Origin of the sequence: Ferribacterium limneticum, from assembly GCF_020510625.1 — a bacterium.
Lineage (GTDB): Bacteria > Pseudomonadota > Gammaproteobacteria > Burkholderiales > Rhodocyclaceae > Azonexus > Azonexus limneticus_A.
Genome location: NZ_CP075191.1, coordinates 100,001 through 114,693 on the forward strand (window position 1 = coordinate 100,001; position 14,693 = coordinate 114,693).

At 61.5% G+C, this 14,693-nt stretch carries 19 protein-coding genes and 2 rRNA genes (1 of these 21 cut by a window edge); 3 read left to right on the forward strand and 18 right to left on the reverse strand.

Annotation, left to right across the window (positions count from 1 at the left end):
• A 23S ribosomal RNA gene (locus KI617_RS00430) occupies positions 1-27 on the forward strand; it begins 2,855 nt to the left of the window's first position.
• 100 nt (positions 28-127) lie between these two features.
• Positions 128-240, forward strand: a 5S ribosomal RNA gene (gene rrf, locus KI617_RS00435).
• 135 nt (positions 241-375) lie between these two features.
• Here the strand turns inward: rrf and KI617_RS00440 are convergent.
• The 5 genes from KI617_RS00440 to rapZ are packed head-to-tail and all read right to left on the reverse strand — an operon-like array spanning position 376 to position 3,351.
• Positions 376-1,008 carry an LON peptidase substrate-binding domain-containing protein gene (locus KI617_RS00440; RefSeq protein ID WP_226449618.1) on the reverse strand — a complete coding sequence of 211 codons (633 nt, stop codon included), beginning with the start codon at positions 1,006-1,008 and terminating at the stop codon, positions 376-378.
• 1 nt (position 1,009) lies between these two features.
• Entirely contained in the window at positions 1,010-1,621 is a 612-nt protein-coding gene (locus tag KI617_RS00445; RefSeq protein WP_226449620.1) for a flavin prenyltransferase UbiX, read from the reverse strand.
• Complete coding sequence (locus tag KI617_RS00450) at positions 1,618-2,151, reverse strand: Gx transporter family protein (RefSeq protein ID WP_226449622.1); 534 nt, start codon at positions 2,149-2,151, stop codon at positions 1,618-1,620. Before KI617_RS00450 ends, KI617_RS00445 begins: the two co-directional genes overlap by 4 nt.
• A complete protein-coding gene (locus tag KI617_RS00455) occupies positions 2,132-2,509 on the reverse strand; it encodes a NusG domain II-containing protein (protein ID WP_226449624.1) in 378 nt (125 codons plus the stop codon). The genes KI617_RS00450 and KI617_RS00455 overlap by 20 nt, the downstream gene beginning before the upstream one ends.
• Positions 2,506-3,351, reverse strand: coding sequence for an RNase adapter RapZ (gene rapZ / locus KI617_RS00460; protein WP_226449625.1), 846 nt, complete (start codon positions 3,349-3,351; stop codon positions 2,506-2,508). Before rapZ ends, KI617_RS00455 begins: the two co-directional genes overlap by 4 nt.
• Positions 3,352-3,420: 69 nt before the next feature.
• Here rapZ and KI617_RS00465 point away from each other — a divergent pair, with 69 nt between their 5' ends.
• Positions 3,421-4,599 carry a M20 aminoacylase family protein gene (locus KI617_RS00465; protein WP_226449627.1) on the forward strand — a complete coding sequence of 393 codons (1,179 nt, stop codon included), beginning with the start codon at positions 3,421-3,423 and terminating at the stop codon, positions 4,597-4,599.
• Here the strand turns inward: KI617_RS00465 and KI617_RS00470 are convergent.
• The 13 genes from KI617_RS00470 to KI617_RS00525 form a co-directional block, all read right to left on the reverse strand.
• Positions 4,596-5,510, reverse strand: coding sequence for an MBL fold metallo-hydrolase (locus KI617_RS00470; protein WP_226449629.1), 915 nt, complete (start codon positions 5,508-5,510; stop codon positions 4,596-4,598). The two genes, KI617_RS00465 and KI617_RS00470, sit on opposite strands and share 4 nt — an antisense overlap.
• Entirely contained in the window at positions 5,507-5,686 is a 180-nt protein-coding gene (locus KI617_RS00475) for a DUF1289 domain-containing protein (protein ID WP_226449631.1), read from the reverse strand. The genes KI617_RS00470 and KI617_RS00475 overlap by 4 nt, the downstream gene beginning before the upstream one ends.
• On the reverse strand, positions 5,679-5,888 hold the full coding sequence (locus KI617_RS00480; RefSeq protein WP_226449633.1) for a DUF1289 domain-containing protein: 210 nt from the start codon (positions 5,886-5,888) through the stop codon (positions 5,679-5,681). Before KI617_RS00480 ends, KI617_RS00475 begins: the two co-directional genes overlap by 8 nt.
• Positions 5,888-6,877, reverse strand: a complete 990-nt coding sequence (locus KI617_RS00485) for a hypothetical protein (protein WP_226449634.1) — start codon at positions 6,875-6,877, stop codon at positions 5,888-5,890. Before KI617_RS00485 ends, KI617_RS00480 begins: the two co-directional genes overlap by 1 nt.
• Positions 6,874-7,779 carry a hydroxymethylglutaryl-CoA lyase gene (locus tag KI617_RS00490; RefSeq protein WP_226449636.1) on the reverse strand — a complete coding sequence of 302 codons (906 nt, stop codon included), beginning with the start codon at positions 7,777-7,779 and terminating at the stop codon, positions 6,874-6,876. Before KI617_RS00490 ends, KI617_RS00485 begins: the two co-directional genes overlap by 4 nt.
• A complete protein-coding gene (locus KI617_RS00495) occupies positions 7,776-8,222 on the reverse strand; it encodes an endonuclease domain-containing protein (protein ID WP_226449638.1) in 447 nt (148 codons plus the stop codon). Before KI617_RS00495 ends, KI617_RS00490 begins: the two co-directional genes overlap by 4 nt.
• Before the next feature lie 47 nt (positions 8,223-8,269).
• Complete coding sequence (locus KI617_RS00500; protein WP_226449640.1) at positions 8,270-10,294, reverse strand: acetyl/propionyl/methylcrotonyl-CoA carboxylase subunit alpha; 2,025 nt, start codon at positions 10,292-10,294, stop codon at positions 8,270-8,272.
• Positions 10,287-10,412, reverse strand: coding sequence for a hypothetical protein (locus tag KI617_RS20320; RefSeq protein ID WP_264180040.1), 126 nt, complete (start codon positions 10,410-10,412; stop codon positions 10,287-10,289). Before KI617_RS20320 ends, KI617_RS00500 begins: the two co-directional genes overlap by 8 nt.
• 5 nt (positions 10,413-10,417) lie before the next feature.
• Positions 10,418-11,203: an enoyl-CoA hydratase/isomerase family protein gene (locus tag KI617_RS00505; protein ID WP_226449642.1), complete on the reverse strand. Its 786-nt coding sequence runs from the start codon at positions 11,201-11,203 to the stop codon at positions 10,418-10,420.
• Positions 11,204-11,722, reverse strand: a complete 519-nt coding sequence (locus KI617_RS00510; protein ID WP_226449643.1) for a HEPN domain-containing protein — start codon at positions 11,720-11,722, stop codon at positions 11,204-11,206.
• A 3-nt stretch (positions 11,723-11,725) separates the two neighbouring features.
• Positions 11,726-13,333, reverse strand: coding sequence for a carboxyl transferase domain-containing protein (locus KI617_RS00515; RefSeq protein WP_226449645.1), 1,608 nt, complete (start codon positions 13,331-13,333; stop codon positions 11,726-11,728).
• 120 nt (positions 13,334-13,453) lie between these two features.
• Positions 13,454-14,053 carry an LOG family protein gene (locus KI617_RS00520; RefSeq protein ID WP_226449647.1) on the reverse strand — a complete coding sequence of 200 codons (600 nt, stop codon included), beginning with the start codon at positions 14,051-14,053 and terminating at the stop codon, positions 13,454-13,456.
• Positions 14,054-14,060: 7 nt separating this feature from the next.
• Entirely contained in the window at positions 14,061-14,678 is a 618-nt protein-coding gene (locus tag KI617_RS00525) for a 2-hydroxychromene-2-carboxylate isomerase (protein WP_226449649.1), read from the reverse strand.
• Positions 14,679-14,693: the final 15 nt, after the last annotated feature.

The window sequence follows — 14,693 nt, forward strand, 5'->3', positions numbered from 1 at the left end:
TACTAATTGCCCGTACGGCTTGATCCTATAACCTTGTAATCTGCAGCAAACTCATACCGCAGTCACAACAAACAACCTTCCCCATTTTGCGCTTCCCGTCCCCAGGACGTGAGGCATACAAGTTACGTCTGGCGTCAATAGCCCTCTGGTACCACCCCTTCCCTTCCCGAACAGGACCGTGAAACAGATGAGCGCCAATGATAGTGAGCTTCCGCTCGCGAAAGTAGGTCAACGCCAGACTCCCATTTACAAAGCCCCTCACGGTTAAACCGGCGAGGGGCTTTGTGCGTCTACTAAATAGAAAAATAACGGCTGAAATGTGTGTTTTTAGCAGCCTCTGGTTTGCGCGCCGAGCGTCCTGAGAATGGCCTGTGATCAGCCAAGTAACTTGCGTTGGGTTAAATACTTCTCAAGAATTTCCAGTCGTGCCACCGGGTCGTCCAGTTCCAGCAGTTTCTGTTTGGCGAGATTCTGGATGGGCAAGACTTCGGTAATCCGATAGCCCACCCATTCGGCTTCGTCGTAGCGATGTGGTTCGGGCATACGGTCCTTGCCGAGGTCGCCGACGATACGGCGGAGCAGGGGAACGAGGCGTTCGCGTTCTGGCGGCAGCGGTGTCGGGCCGGTTTCGGCCAGCAGTTCGACGTTTGCTTCGAGCTGATTGCCCGGTCCGACGGTGCTTTCGATAATGCGGAAACGACGGCCGCCCTGAGCGGTGATCATCAGGATACCGAGTTGCTCCATTTCCCAAGTGCTGATTGTGGCGAGCGTGCCGATGGAGTGGGGAACGGCCGTCTCACCGACTTCGCTGCCTTTTTCGATCAGACAGACACCGAAGGGCATGTTGTCCTTCATGCAGGCTGCAGCCATGTCGAGATAGCGCTGTTCGAAGATTTTCAGCGGCAACATGCTGCCGGGGAAAAGCACCGTGCTGAGCGGGAATAGGGGGATGCGCAGCGTTTCGACCGCATTGCCGGATGGTGAGCGGATAAAATCGAACCAACCCATGTCAGCGCTCCTCGCCCCAGCGTTGCATCAGGGTGTGCGGCACGCCGATCTGGTCCATGACGCGGGCAACGACGAAGTCGACGATATCCTGCACGCTCTGCGGGTGGTGGTAGAAGCCGGGGCTGGGCGGCAGGATGATGGCGCCGGCGCGCGACAGGCGCAGCATGTTTTCGAGGTGGATGGCCGAGAATGGCGTTTCGCGCGGAACTAGCACGAGCTTGCGGCCTTCCTTCATCACCACATCAGCAGCGCGTTCGATCAGGTTGTCAGCCAGACCCTGGGCGATGGCGGCCAGCGTGCCCATCGAGCAGGGGCAGATGATCATGGCGTCCGGCGGATTTGAACCCGAGGCGACCGGGGCGAACCATTCTTCGCGGCCATAAACAGCGAGATTTTCCGGGTTGGCCGCAGGAAAACGAGTGAGCAGGGCGGCTTTGGCTTCGGCCGGGCGTGACGGAAGGTCGAAATCCAATTCCTGTCTGGCAACGATCTGTGAGGCCTGCGAGTAGAGCAATTGCACCTTGCAGCCTGCTGCGAGCAGGCATTCGAGCAGGCGCAGGCCGTAGGGCATGCCGGAGGCACCGGTCAGGGCGAGGCAAATGGTCTTGTTCATTGGGGCATTTCCGCTGGCGCAGGTTCAGCCAGCAGTTTAGCTGCGATCAGGCCGTTGATGGTGCCGAAGACCAGCGCGGCGGCGGTAAAAACCGGGGTGAGCAGGAAGACGCCATCGTGCGGGATCAGCCACAGGCGGGCGAGCAGCAACTGGCCGCCGATGTGGGCGAAGGCTGCGAGGATGGACAGGCTGACCGGGCCGAACCAGCGTTGGGGCAGATGGCGGGCGAGACCCAATGTGAGCAGGCTGAGGATTGTGCCGGTCAGCGACAGGAAAAATCCGGGGGCAAGAAAGTAGCCGAGCAGCAAGCTACCGGCCAGCACGCGCAGGCAGCTGACCCAGACGGCGGTAGCCCAGCCGTAACGGGCAAGGACGACAAGCGTGACGATGTTGGCCAGCCCCGGTTTGACGCCGGGTAGCGGCGACGGGATCGCCGCGTCGACCAGCGACAGGCCGACGGCCGCCGTGGCCAGCCAGGCGACGCGACGGTCTTCGGCGGTGACGACGAGTTCAGTAGCTGATCGAGTCATAGACCTTGGTTCGTCCGGCGATCTGGACGCTGACCCGGTTCGGGGCGCAGATGGCGATTTCGCCGGGGCGCATCAGCCAGCCTTGCTTGACACAATATTGCCGTGGGCTGGGGTCGGAAATGATGCGGGCGCGGCCGGGTTCGACGGCAATCAGCGTGATGCCGAGTGGGCCACTGACCTCGAACTGTTTGCGGGCCTTGAGATCGACTTCGGCAAAGACCTTGCCTTCCTGGCGGATGATCGCCCGGTCGGCCAGGCCGCCTTGCCAGAAAACCGGGATGCTGGCACCAACCAAGGCGGCACTGCCGAGGATGACCAGCCAGTCACCCGGCCGGATCAGGGCCAGCCAGGGGGTCAAGTGCCGGCCAGAGTGCGGTGCCGAACCAGCACTCGGGCCCGGTTGGAGAATTCCTCAGCCAGCCACTCGGCGATATAAACGGAGCGGTGCTGGCCGCCGGTGCAGCCGATGGCGACGGTCAGGTAATTTCGGTTGTCGCGGATGTAGCAAGGTAGCCAGGTGGCAACGAAGCGGGCGATGTCGTCGCGCATGCGGCGAACCTCCTCCTCAGCTTCGAGGAAGGCAATCACCGGTTGATCCTTGCCGGTCAGCGGGCGCAGGTCGGGGTCATAGTGCGGATTGGGCAGGCAGCGCACGTCGAAGACGAGGTCGGCGTCGAGCGGAATACCGTGCTTGAAGCCGAAGGATTCGAACATCAGGGTCAGGCCCTGGCCCGGCTCAGCCTCAATGAACTGGCGGACCCATTCGCGCAGGCCGTTGGCCTTCATGCCGCTGGTATCGATGCGGTGGCCGAGTCCGGAAATGGGTTCGAGCAGGTTGCGCTCGGACCGGATGGCTTCGACCAGGGTCTGATCCGCACTGGCCAGCGGGTGGCGGCGGCGGGATTCCGAATAGCGCTTGAGCAGCGTATCTTCGGTTGAATGCAGGAACAGGAAAGTCAGGTTGATGCCCGATTGGGTCAGCCTTTCCATCTTGGAGGCCAGCAAGTCGATGCCATGCCCGGAGCGGGCATCGATGGCGACCGCGGTTTTCTTGATCCCTTCTTCCTTCAGCATGCCGACGAGCACGGTCAGCATGATGACTGGCAGGTTGTCGACGCAGTAATAGCCCGAATCTTCGAGCAGGTTCAGGGCGACGGATTTGCCGGAGCCGGACAGGCCGCTAATCAGAATGAGTTCCATGGAGCGGAGCATAATCAAGGCAGCGTCCGGTATCAACCCGCGGCATAATATAAAAAACAGGAGACGCTCATGCCCCCGACAATTCCCTTGCTCGATCTGCCTTTCTTGGCCGAACTGACTGCCCTGCGGCGCGATATCCATGCCCATCCGGAACTCGCTTTCGACGAAAACCGGACGGCCGATATCGTGGCACGCGAACTGGAACGCTACGGTCTGGAAGTCCATCGTGGCATCGCCAAAACCGGCGTCGTGGCTGTGCTGCGGGCCGGTACTTCGCAGCGGATGATCGGCCTGCGCGCCGACATGGATGCGCTACCGCTGGCCGAACTGAACGAATTCCCGCATCACTCCCGTCACCAGGGAAAGATGCACGCCTGCGGCCATGATGGTCATACAGCGACGCTGCTCGGTGCGGCCCGCTATCTGGCTGAAAAGCCCGATTTCGACGGCATCGCCGTGTTCATCTTCCAGCCGGCCGAGGAATCGGAAGGCGGGGCGGCGGTGATGATCGAGGATGGCCTGTTCGAGCGCTTCCCGGTCGAGGCGGTGTTTGGCCTGCACAACTGGCCGGGTATTCCGGTCGGCGAAATGATGGTCATGCCGGGGCCGGTGATGGCAGGCACCTGCGCCTTCGAGATTTTCGTGCGCGGCCATGGCTGCCACGCGGCGATGCCGCATCAGGGCGTCGATTCCATCGTTGCTGGCGCCCAACTGGTGCAGGCGTTGCAGACGGTGGTGGCGCGTACCTTGCACCCCTGTGAATCCGCGGTCGTCAGCGTGACGCAATTCCACGCCGGCGAGGCATGGAACATCATTCCCGAGGAAGTGGTGCTGCGCGGCACGATTCGCACTTTCAAGCCGGAGGTGCAGGAAGCCGTTGAGCGGGCCGTCGAGCGTTTGTGCAGCGGCATCGCTGCGGCCAACGGGGCGCAGATCAGCGTCCATTTCGATCATCGCTACCCGCCAACGGTCAATAGCGTTGCCGAAGCGAATTTCTGCCAGCAGGTGGCCGCCGAGGTCTTCGGGCAGGAAAAGGTACTGACCGACATCCTGCCATCCATGGGGGCCGAGGATTTTGCCTACATGCTCAACGAGAAGCCGGGCTGCTACGTCTGGCTGGGTAATGGCCCGGGTACCGGCGGCTGCACGCTACACAACCCGCACTACGATTTCAACGACGAGCTGCTGACGCTGGGCGCCAGCTACTGGGTGAATCTGGTCCGGCGCTGGTTGCCCAAGTCTGCCTAGCCGGCTGCAAGCATTCCATTTTCCAGGCGTAGGGCATTGACCAGCAGCAATTCGCGTTCAACCTTGGCGACCAGTGCATCATCTGCCATATTGAGAAAGCGGGTATTGACGTCAAGGGCGAAAGGCAGGGCGAGCACGAAGGCCGGAAAATCGTGTTTCGGTATCCGCCGTTTTTCCATCATGGCAAAGGCGACGATGACCTTGATGGCGTGCCAGGCCAGCTGTTCAATGTTGTTCTGGAACTGGTTCAGGCGCCGGAAAGCGCGCTCGAAGGCGGCATCGACGGTAGAGAACGGTCGGCCGTGACCGGGAATGACCGTGTCGATGGCCAGTTGGGAGAGCATTTCCAGCGTTGCCTGCGTGCTGGCCAGGCCGTCCGCTTCACCGAGCAGTTCCGGGAAAATGACGCCGAAGCCGTTTTCCCACAGGGCATCGCCCGAGATCAGGATGCGCTGCTCCGGGTTGTAGTAGGCCAGTGCCTCCATGTCGTGACCGGGGACGGCCAGTGCCTGCCAGTTGAGACCGCCCATTTCGAGTTCGTTGCCGGCGCCGATCAGGCTGTCGTGCTGGAAGCGGGCCGACTGCTGGCCGAGCGGCGAAAGCAGCAGGGCATCTTCGTCCCAGTCGGCAATCACCGCGTGCAGACCGGCCGGGACGATGATTTCGCAGTCAAAAGCCGCTTTGAGCGCTGCGTTGCCGCCGATGTGGTCGGAGTGGGAATGGGTGTTGATCAGCCGGCTCAGTTGCCGGCCTGCCAGGGAGTGTTGCACCAGTTCGACGGTTTGCCTGGCATGGGCGACATAGCCGCTATCGACCAGCGTGGCCTGATTGCCATCGAAAAACAGGATGTTGTTGGCCGACAGCCAGCCGCGTTCGAGTACCTGCATGCTGGCGGGGAGCGTCACGGTCATTCCGGTGTGTCCGGATCACCCTTGCCGGTCGGTACAGTCGTTGTCGGTTGGGTCAGTTCGGCCACGATGCCGGGTTCGCCGAGGGGCGGACGGCCGCAGCCCAGGCAGTAGCCGGAGTCGGGGTCGGACATGCAGACACCGACGCACTGGTAGAGATCTTCTTGTTCGCTAGTCATTTCGATGGCTGTCACAGCGCAATACGTCTTCACAGAAATCGTACTCCTGCCGGCGCCGGGTGACGGCGGCAAGAATGTTTGTTTTGGCGACGTCGTCGAGGCGCGACCAGTCGGTAATTTCGCCGATGGTGCGATAGCAGCCGAGACACAGGCCATTATTCGCATCCATCTGGCAGATGTTGATGCAGGGTGAGGGAACCATCAGATGAGCATGAAGCGGTGTTGTTGATCGCGCACCATCTCAACGGCTTCGAGGGCTTCGTCGCGGCTGATTCTGGCGAGCATGGCCAGATGCAGACGCCGGTCGCGGGCAGTTAGTTCCGGGAAATTGATAGTGTGGACGTTGATGTCCTGCACTGGTTCATCCTTGACGATGCCCAAGCGGTCGACGGTGATGCTGACCGGCGTCAGGTGCAGAGCGGGTTCCGGGGAGAGCAGGTAATCGGCCAAGGCTTCCAGCAGGTGTTCCGGCATCAGGGCTTCGGCGCTGTGGCGAAGCTTGCTGTCAAGTTCGGCCAGGTGCCGGGTGCCGACCTCGATTTCATGGCCGCCCATCGCACTGTGGAAGGTCGTCAGGTGCGCCCGTTCGATCGATACGTCGGTACGCAGCCCTTCGCGCTCGCGGCGGAGCACTTCGACGTGCGAGTGAAAGGTGTGGAGCAGGCTTTCGAGCGCTTTGCAGCGCAAGCCGTGCAGGCTGGTCTCAAGCTGGCAGCTCGGTTCGATCAGGGTCTGGCCGGAGAAGTAGAGGACCAGTTGCGGCACATCGTTGCGAATGACTTCGCCTTGTTGTTCCATGCCGAGCTGTTTTTTCTGCTGGCGGCGGGCGGCGAACATGGCGTAGAAATGGTCGCTTTCCCAACTGCAGGGCTCGGCCAGGAAATCGCGCACTGCCTGGCTGCGACCCAGCATCTGGAAAATATCGTCGGCCGTGGCGAATAGCGCGTGCACCAGCGGGTCATTGGCAAATGCCTGGCGGTTGATATCGACAGGGCCGGGCAACGAGGCGACCAGACCATCGCAATAGCCGAGTGCATGCTGTAGCGGCCCGCTCAGTTTTTTTTCAAAGCCCGGCGCCAGTTTGAGCATCGGGTCGACCAGTTCGGCGACCCGGCCCAGTGCCTTTTGCAAGGAAGGGTCCGGCGGTGGCGCAGGCTTCAGGAAGTCGGCAACGGCAGAAAAAAGGCTCACTCGATCGCAGTGCACAGGGCCCGGCCGGCCTTGGCGCCATTCGGGCGGTTGATGGCGTTGGAAATCCATTCGCCGATAGCTGCCAGTTTAGCCAGATCGATGCCGGTTTCAACGCCCAGCCCCTGCAATAAATAAACGACATCTTCGGTCGCGACGTTGCCGGAGGCACCCTTGGCGTAGGGGCAGCCACCGAGGCCGGCGATGGAGCTGTCGAAAACCGCCATGCCCATCTGCAGCGAGGCGTAGATATTGGCGATGGCCATGCCGTAGGTGTCGTGATAGTGGCCGGCCAGCTTGGTCATGGGAATCTGTCTGGCGCAGGCTTCGATCATGCGCTGGATGCTGGCCGGGTTGCCGACACCGATGGTGTCGCCAAGCGAGACTTCGTAGCAGCCCATATCGAACAGGGTTTTCGCCACTTCCGCTGTTTTCTGTGGATCGATCGCGCCTTCGTATGGGCAGCCGAGGACGCAGGAAACATAACCACGGACCGGAATTTCCAGGGCTGAAGCCGCTGAAACGATGGGTTCGAAGCGTTTCAGGCTCTCGGCGATTGAGCAATTGATGTTTTTTCGGGAAAAACTCTCTGAGGCGGCCCCGAAAATGGCGACTTCATCGGCGCCAGCCTGAATTGCACCGTCAAAACCCTGCAAATTCGGGCTCAGCGCCGTATAAATGGTTTTCGGATGGCGCCTGATCCCCTGCAGGACGGCCGTGTTGTCGCCCATCTGCGGCACCCATTTCGGCGATACGAAGGAGGTGGCCTCGATGACGCGCAGGCCGGCGTCGGCCAGACGGTTGATCAGTTCGATCTTGATGTCGGTCGGGACGACCTGTTTTTCGTTCTGCAGGCCATCACGCGGGCCGACTTCGACGATTTTTACTTTGGCGGGAATATTCATGGGTTGGCCTTGTGAACTCCCTCCCCTTTATGTCCCGCAGGGACGGTATCCCAGGGGGCAAGGGGAGGGCTGGGGTGGGGATGGGTTCCTGTTTCAGCGAGAGCTGCCATGATCAACTCGATCACGGCTTCAGTTTCCTGAAACACTTGGTTATTCCAAAAGCGCAAAACCCGAAATCCAGCAGCTTTGAGTTGTTGCGTCCTGGCCTCATCTTCGGCGATAACTTCAGCATGCTGTCCGCCATCAAGTTCAACGACCAGTTTTGCTTCGAGTGAAACGAAATCGAGTACGAAACCATTGAAGGGATGCTGCCGACGAAATTTCACACCGAGCCGATTTCCGCGCAGGTATTGCCAGATCAGGCGCTCGGCATCGGTTGCGTTATTCCGAAGTTGTTGCGGAATCCGGTTTTGTTGCAACCAGTCTTTACTCTGTCCGTGCATTCGTAACCCATCCCCCTCCCTGCCTCCCCCTTGAAGAGGGGGGAGTTTTATTCGCCCTCGAACTCGACCAGTGCCGCGCCATCGGTCACCTGTTCGCCAGCCGCGTAGCAGAAGGCCTTGACGATGCCGGCGGCCGGAGCGGTGATGGTGTGCTCCATTTTCATCGCTTCGAGGATCAGCAGCGGCGTGCCTTTTTCGACCTTCTGGCCGGGCTGGGCGAGCAGGGCAACGACCTTGCCGGGCATCGGCGCGGTCAGGCCGCCACCATGGCTGTCGCCGGCGTCGACGCGGTGCAACGGGTCGTCGCGGAGCAGCGTGAAGGTGGTGCCCTGCAGGAAGATGCTGCGCTTGTCGGCGACGGCCACCACACTGGCGATCAGGCGGCGGTCGTCAAGTTCGACGGCAAAGCGGTCGCCGTCCAGCTTCTTGCCGCGGGCCAGGGTCGTTTCGCCATTCAGCGTGATCTGCCACTGATCGCGCTGGTAGCGGACGTGGGCATCGACCAGTGCTTCGCCATCGTCCCCCAAGGGGACTTCCTTCGGGGCGCGGAAGCTGATGGTGCGGGCCGAGGACAGGTTCATCCGCCAGCCATCGCGGGCATGCCACGGCGAGTAGGGGTCGCCACTGGCTTTGGCGGCCTGCTTGGCCTCATGCTGTTCCCAGAGCAGCTCGCCCACGGTGGCGACCAGCAGCACGTCGCGGGGAACGGCTTGCGCTTCGGGGAAGAGGAATTCCTTCTGGCGTTCGATCAGGCCGGTATCGAGGTCGGCGCCGGCGAAGGCCGGGCAGGCGACGAGTCGGGAGAGGAAATCGATATTGGTGGTGACACCGGCTACCTGATAGTCGGCCAGCGCCTTGCGCATGCGGGCCAGTGCGGCGTCGCGATGCTCGTCCCAGACGATCAGCTTGGCGATCATCGGGTCGTAGTAGGGCGTGATCTCGTCGTCCTCTTCGACGCCGGTATCGACGCGGACATTCAGCGATTCGGCTGGCGGGGCGAGGCGAACCAGCTTGCCGGTAGCGGGCAGGAAGCCCTTGCTGGCGTCTTCGGCGTAGATCCGGGCTTCCAGTGCATGGCCGCGAATCTGCAGCTGTTCCTGGCGCAGAGGCAGCGGTTCGCCCGAAGCGACGCGCAACTGCCATTCGACCAGATCCTGGCCGGTGATCATTTCGGTGACCGGGTGCTCGACCTGCAGGCGGGTGTTCATTTCCATGAAATAGAACGAACCGTCCTGGTTGGCGATGAACTCGACCGTGCCGGCGCCGACGTAATCAACCGCCTTGGCGGCAGCGACTGCGGCTTCGCCCATCTGGCGACGGCGCTCTTCCGGCATGCCGGGGGCAGGGGCTTCTTCCAGCACCTTCTGGTGGCGGCGCTGCACCGAGCAGTCGCGCTCGAACAGATAGACGCAGTTACCCAGCGAGTCGGCGAAGACCTGGATTTCGATGTGGCGCGGCCGGGTGATGTATTTCTCGATCAGCACGTGCTCGTTGCCGAAACTGGACGCGGCTTCGCGCTTGCAGGAGGCGAGGGCGTCGAGGAAATCCTCGCTCTTTTCGACTAGGCGCATGCCCTTGCCGCCACCGCCAGCGGCGGCCTTGATCAGTACCGGGTAGTCAATAGCGTCGGCTTCCTTGTGGAGCAACGAAGGCGCCTGGTCGTCGCCGTGGTAGCCCGGCGTCAGCGGCACGGCAGCGCTGCCCATCAGTTTCTTGGCTTCGGATTTCGAGCCCATGGCGCGAATCGCCGAGGCCGGCGGGCCGATGAAAGTGATGCCGCTGGCGGCCAGTGCATCGGCAAAGGCGGCGTTCTCGGAAAGGAAGCCGTAGCCGGGATGCACGGCCTGGGCGCCGGTGCGCTTGCAGGCGTCGATGATCTTGTCGGCTACGAGGTAGGACTCGCGGGCGGCGGCCGGGCCGAGCAGCACGGCTTCGTCGGCGAGGCGGACGTGGCGGGCGTTGGCGTCGGCTTCGGAATAGACGGCCACGGTGCGGATGCCCATGCGGCGGGCAGTCTTGATGACGCGGCAGGCTATTTCTCCGCGGTTGGCGATCAATATCTTGTTAAACATGCTGGGTCTCCCGCGGAGAAATAGCCTGGGCGTGCTCTGCACGCAGGCAATTTGACTTCGTCGCTGCGCCGCTGCGCGGCTGGTCGCCGCGGTTTGCAATCAGAATCTTGGTGAACATGGTGATTACTCCCCAATCCAGTTGGGCTGGCGTTTGTCAAGGAAGGCGGCGATGCCTTCGCGGGCTTCCGGCGTGGCGCGCAGGTGGGCGATGCGGTGGGCGGTATCCTCGACCAGATTGTCGTTGATCGGCCGGCTGTCGACGGCGCGGATCAGGTCCTTGGCGGCAGCCTGGGCGAGCGGGCCGCCTTGCAGCAGCGAGCTGACGATTTCCTGCACCTTGGCATCCAGTTGCTCCGGCTCAACGGCTTCGTGGACGAGGCCGATTTCTCGGGCGCGGCCAGAATCAATCCGTTCAGCGCTCTGGAAATAGCGCGTTGCCTGCCGGGCGCCGATGGCGCGCAGCACGTAGGGCGAAATGGCCGAAGGGATGATCCCGAACTTGACCTCCGAGGTGGCGAAAACCGCCTTGTCCGAAGCGACAGCGATGTCGCAGGCAGCGGCCAGCCCCATGCCACCACCGAGGGCGGCACCCTGGACGCGGGCGATGGTCGGCTTCTTCATCTCGGCCAGCGTACGCAGCATCTTGGCCAGCGCCCGGGCATCGTTGAGGTTGTCGTCGAGGCCATTGTTGGCCGCGCGCTTCATCCAGTTGAGGTCGGCTCCGGCCGAGAAGCTCTTGCCACGACCGGCGAGAACGACGACGCGGATGTCTTCGTCTTTATCCAGCGCGACGCAGGCGGCGGTCAGTTCGGCAATCAGGGTTTCGTCAAAGGCGTTGTGCAGGTCGGGCCGGTTCATCCAGATTGTGGCGACCGGGCCGTTCAGTTCGATTTCTAGTGCGGTGAACATCTATTTGTCTCCTCCTGTTGAGGCTCGTCGTTGTATTTCGGCCTGCTTTAAATTGTTAAAAGCGGATTTTGTTTTTTGCAAACAATCTAAAAGACCTGGTTTTGTGTATGCCTGAATAAAAAGATCCCAGTCCTCAATACCTTTTCTCAGTGGGTAACGATCAAGTTGATCGGGAGGAAATTTTTTGAGCAAATTTGGAATTGGATTCTTTGTATCGAAGGGGATTTCCCAATCAAACTCAGGCTCGGTGAATGTAATTTTGTATTTTTCAGAAAGTGTTGAAATCCAGTGTCCCTTTTCAACGCTTCCGCATCTACTAGCAAGCATTCCTTTCAGGAATAGCTCCACTGCATGCCTTCCCAAATGAGCAGAAACGCATGCAGCTGGATAATTCCAAACCACCCCGTCTTCTCCAAATCGTTGACATTGACAAATCGCTGCATCGATATAGGCATCTGCAAATTGCCAGTATTTTTCGTGGGCAACGATTTCAGTTAGATCGAGGTTCGATACCACCATTAGTTACATCCGGAAGATGCCGAATTTCGTTTCTTCAGCCGGCGCATTCATCGAAGCCGACAACCCAAGCCCCAGCACCCGCCGCGTATCCGCCGGATCGATAATCCCGTCGTCCCACAGCCGCGCCGAGGCGTAATACGGATGCCCCTGCGTCTCGTACTGCTCGCGGATCGGCGTCTTGAAGGCGGCCTCTTCCTCGGCGCTCCAGGTTTTGCCGGTCGCTTCCATGCCGTCGCGCTTGACGGTGGCCAGCACGCCGGCAGCCTGTTCGCCGCCCATCACCGAAATGCGGGCGTTGGGCCACATCCACAGGAAGCGGGGCGAGTAGGCACGGCCGCACATGCCGTAGTTGCCGGCGCCGAACGAGCCGCCAATGACCACGGTGAACTTCGGCACCTTGGCGGTGGCGACGGCGGTGACCATCTTGGCCCCGTCACGGGCGATGCCGCCGTTTTCGTACTTGCGGCCGACCATGAAGCCGGTGATGTTCTGCAAAAAGACGAGCGGGATGCCGCGCTGGGCGCAGAGTTCGATGAAATGCGCGCCTTTGAGGGCGGATTCGCTGAACAGGATGCCGTTGTTGGCGACGATGCCGACCGGATAGCCGTAGATGCGGGCAAAGCCGCAAACCAGCGTGGTGCCGTAACGGGCCTTGAATTCGTCAAAGTCGGAGCCATCGACGATGCGGCCGATGATCTCGCGCACGTCGAATGGTTTCTTACTGTCGGTCGGGATCACGCCGTAGAGCTCTTCAGCCGAATAAAGCGGCTCGGCCGGCGGCGTCAGGGTGACCGGCGGCTGCTTCTTCCAGTTCAGGTCCTTGATGATGCGGCGGGCGATGGCCAGCGCATGGGCATCGTTTTCGGCCAGATGGTCGACGACTCCGGAAATGCGAGTATGCACGTCAGCGCCGCCGAGGTCTTCGGCCGAGACGACTTCGCCGGTCGCGGCCTTCACCAGTGGTGGGCCGCCGAGAAAGATGGTGCCCTGATTCTTGACGATGATCGACTCGTCGCACATCGCCGGCACGTAGGCGCCACCGGCCGTGCAGGAGCCCATCACCGCAGCAATCTGCGGAATGCCTTTGGCCGACAGGTTGGCCTGGTTGAAGAAGATGCGGCCGAAGTGTTCCTTGTCCGGGAATACCTCGTCTTGCATGGGCAGGAAGGCGCCGCCGGAATCGACCAGATAGACGCAGGGCAGGTGGTTTTCCAGCGCAATTTCCTGCGCCCGCAGGTGCTTTTTCACCGTCAGCGGATAGTAGGTGCCGCCCTTCACGGTCGCATCGTTGGCGACGACCATGCATTCGACCCCGTGTACGCGGCCGATACCGGCGATCACCGAGGCGGCCGGGACATCGCCGCCGTACATGCCATAAGCGGCGAACTGGCCGATTTCGAGGAAGGGCGTGCCGGGATCGAGCAGGCCACTGACCCGCTCGCGCGGCAGCAGCTTGCCGCGGGCCAGATGTTTCTGGCGGGCCGCTTCCGGACCACCGAGGGCGATCTTGTCGACCTTTTCATGCAGGTCGGCAACCACCGTCCGCATGGCGTCCGCGTTGGCCTGAAAGTCGGCGCTTCGCGGGTTGAGTTGGGTTTTCAGGGTAGTCATGTCTCTTCCTTGTTATTAGTTACTTGCTAGCCTCGTTAAACCGTCATTCCCGCGGAGGCGGGAATCCAGGCAGCGGTGCGTCTCTGGGTTCCCGTTTGCACGGGAACGACGGCTTGATCCTCACAGCTGCTTTTCCTCTTTCAGCCATTTGCTGACTGGCTCAGGCCGGTAGGCGGCCATCGCGTCAAGCAGGTTTTCAATATCGGTGTCGGCGAGCGCCATCGCCCGGTTCTGGGCGCGCAGGAAGCCTTCCTGTACCGCATGGTCGAACAGACCAAGCAGCGGGTCGTAGAAGCCATTGACGTTGAGCAGGCCCATTGGTTTGACGTGGAAGCCAAGCTGCCCCCAGGTCAGGATTTCGCAGAATTCCTCGAAGGTGCCAAAGCCGCCGGGCAGGGCGATGAAGCCATCGGACAGTTCGGCCATCCGGGCCTTGCGGGTGTGCATCGAATCGACCACTTCGATCCGCGTCAGCGCGCGGTGATCGACGGCGCGACCGGCGACTTCCTTGCCCATCAACGCCTCCGGGATGACACCGATGACCGTGCCGCCCGCCTCCAGGCAGGCATCGGCGACAGCGCCCATCAGGCCGATGTTGCCGGCGCCATAGACCAGTTCGATGCCGCGGGCGGCCAGCAGTCGGCCGAGCCTTTCGGCCTCGGCACGGTAGAGCGGGTTGTGGCCAGCGTTCGAGCCGCAGAAGACGCAGATTCGTTTCATGAAGTCCTCAGAAGCCTCCGATTTCAAGCCAGTGCTCAATCTGCGGCAGACGGTCAGCGCCAAAGAAGGCTTCGCCGTCGATGACGACGTGCGGTGAGCCGAAGACGCCGGCGGCCAGCGCTTGCTCGCATTCGTCGTTGAGTCTGGCCTTGATTTCCGGGCTTTGCAGCGCGGCGGCCAGCGTAGTGCGATCGACGCCCAGTTTTTCGGCAATGTCGAGCACGGTGTCGGGCGACGAAATATCGCGGTCATCGACGAAGAAGCCGCGATAGACGGCATGGGCAAAAGCCCGGGCCAGCGCGCAATCCTGGCCGTGCAGCCAGTAGTAGGCGCGGGCGGCGTTCTGCGTCGGCAGCGGGAAGCGGCTGGGCGGGGTGTAAGGAATGCCCATGTACCGCGCCGAGCGGTAGAAGTCATGGAACATGTACTTCCCCTTGCTGGTCACACCATCGGCCGGCGGTCGTGAGCCGGTGGCCTGGAAAATGATGCCGAGCAGGATCGGATGCCAGCGCACCTTGCGGCCGTACTGGGCGGCGAGCGCGTCGATCTTCTCGCTCATCAGGTAGCCGTAGGGGCTGGAAAAGTCGAACCAGAAATCGATGGGGGCCTTGTCGTTATCGGTCATGTCTTGTCTCCTGCT

Coding starts and splice junctions, on each gene's coding strand:
- KI617_RS00445 (WP_226449620.1), bottom strand. CDS start 1,621: ATGAACAAGACCATTTGCCTCGCCCTGACCGGTGCCTCCGGCATGCCC.
- KI617_RS00475 (WP_226449631.1), bottom strand. CDS start 5,686: ATGACTAGCGAACAAGAAGATCTCTACCAGTGCGTCGGTGTCTGCATG.
- KI617_RS00505 (WP_226449642.1), bottom strand. CDS start 11,203: ATGTTCACCGCACTAGAAATCGAACTGAACGGCCCGGTCGCCACAATC.
- KI617_RS00480 (WP_226449633.1), bottom strand. CDS start 5,888: ATGGTTCCCTCACCCTGCATCAACATCTGCCAGATGGATGCGAATAAT.
- KI617_RS00450 (WP_226449622.1), bottom strand. CDS start 2,151: ATGACTCGATCAGCTACTGAACTCGTCGTCACCGCCGAAGACCGTCGC.
- KI617_RS00515 (WP_226449645.1), bottom strand. CDS start 13,333: ATGACTACCCTGAAAACCCAACTCAACCCGCGAAGCGCCGACTTTCAG.
- KI617_RS00470 (WP_226449629.1), bottom strand. CDS start 5,510: ATGACCGTGACGCTCCCCGCCAGCATGCAGGTACTCGAACGCGGCTGG.
- KI617_RS20320 (WP_264180040.1), bottom strand. CDS start 10,412: ATGTTCACCAAGATTCTGATTGCAAACCGCGGCGACCAGCCGCGCAGC.
- KI617_RS00440 (WP_226449618.1), bottom strand. CDS start 1,008: ATGGGTTGGTTCGATTTTATCCGCTCACCATCCGGCAATGCGGTCGAA.
- rapZ (WP_226449625.1), bottom strand. CDS start 3,351: ATGGAACTCATTCTGATTAGCGGCCTGTCCGGCTCCGGCAAATCCGTC.
- KI617_RS00500 (WP_226449640.1), bottom strand. CDS start 10,294: ATGTTTAACAAGATATTGATCGCCAACCGCGGAGAAATAGCCTGCCGC.
- KI617_RS00495 (WP_226449638.1), bottom strand. CDS start 8,222: ATGCACGGACAGAGTAAAGACTGGTTGCAACAAAACCGGATTCCGCAA.
- KI617_RS00465 (WP_226449627.1), top strand. CDS start 3,421: ATGCCCCCGACAATTCCCTTGCTCGATCTGCCTTTCTTGGCCGAACTG.
- KI617_RS00490 (WP_226449636.1), bottom strand. CDS start 7,779: ATGAATATTCCCGCCAAAGTAAAAATCGTCGAAGTCGGCCCGCGTGAT.
- KI617_RS00520 (WP_226449647.1), bottom strand. CDS start 14,053: ATGAAACGAATCTGCGTCTTCTGCGGCTCGAACGCTGGCCACAACCCG.
- KI617_RS00510 (WP_226449643.1), bottom strand. CDS start 11,722: ATGGTGGTATCGAACCTCGATCTAACTGAAATCGTTGCCCACGAAAAA.
- KI617_RS00525 (WP_226449649.1), bottom strand. CDS start 14,678: ATGACCGATAACGACAAGGCCCCCATCGATTTCTGGTTCGACTTTTCC.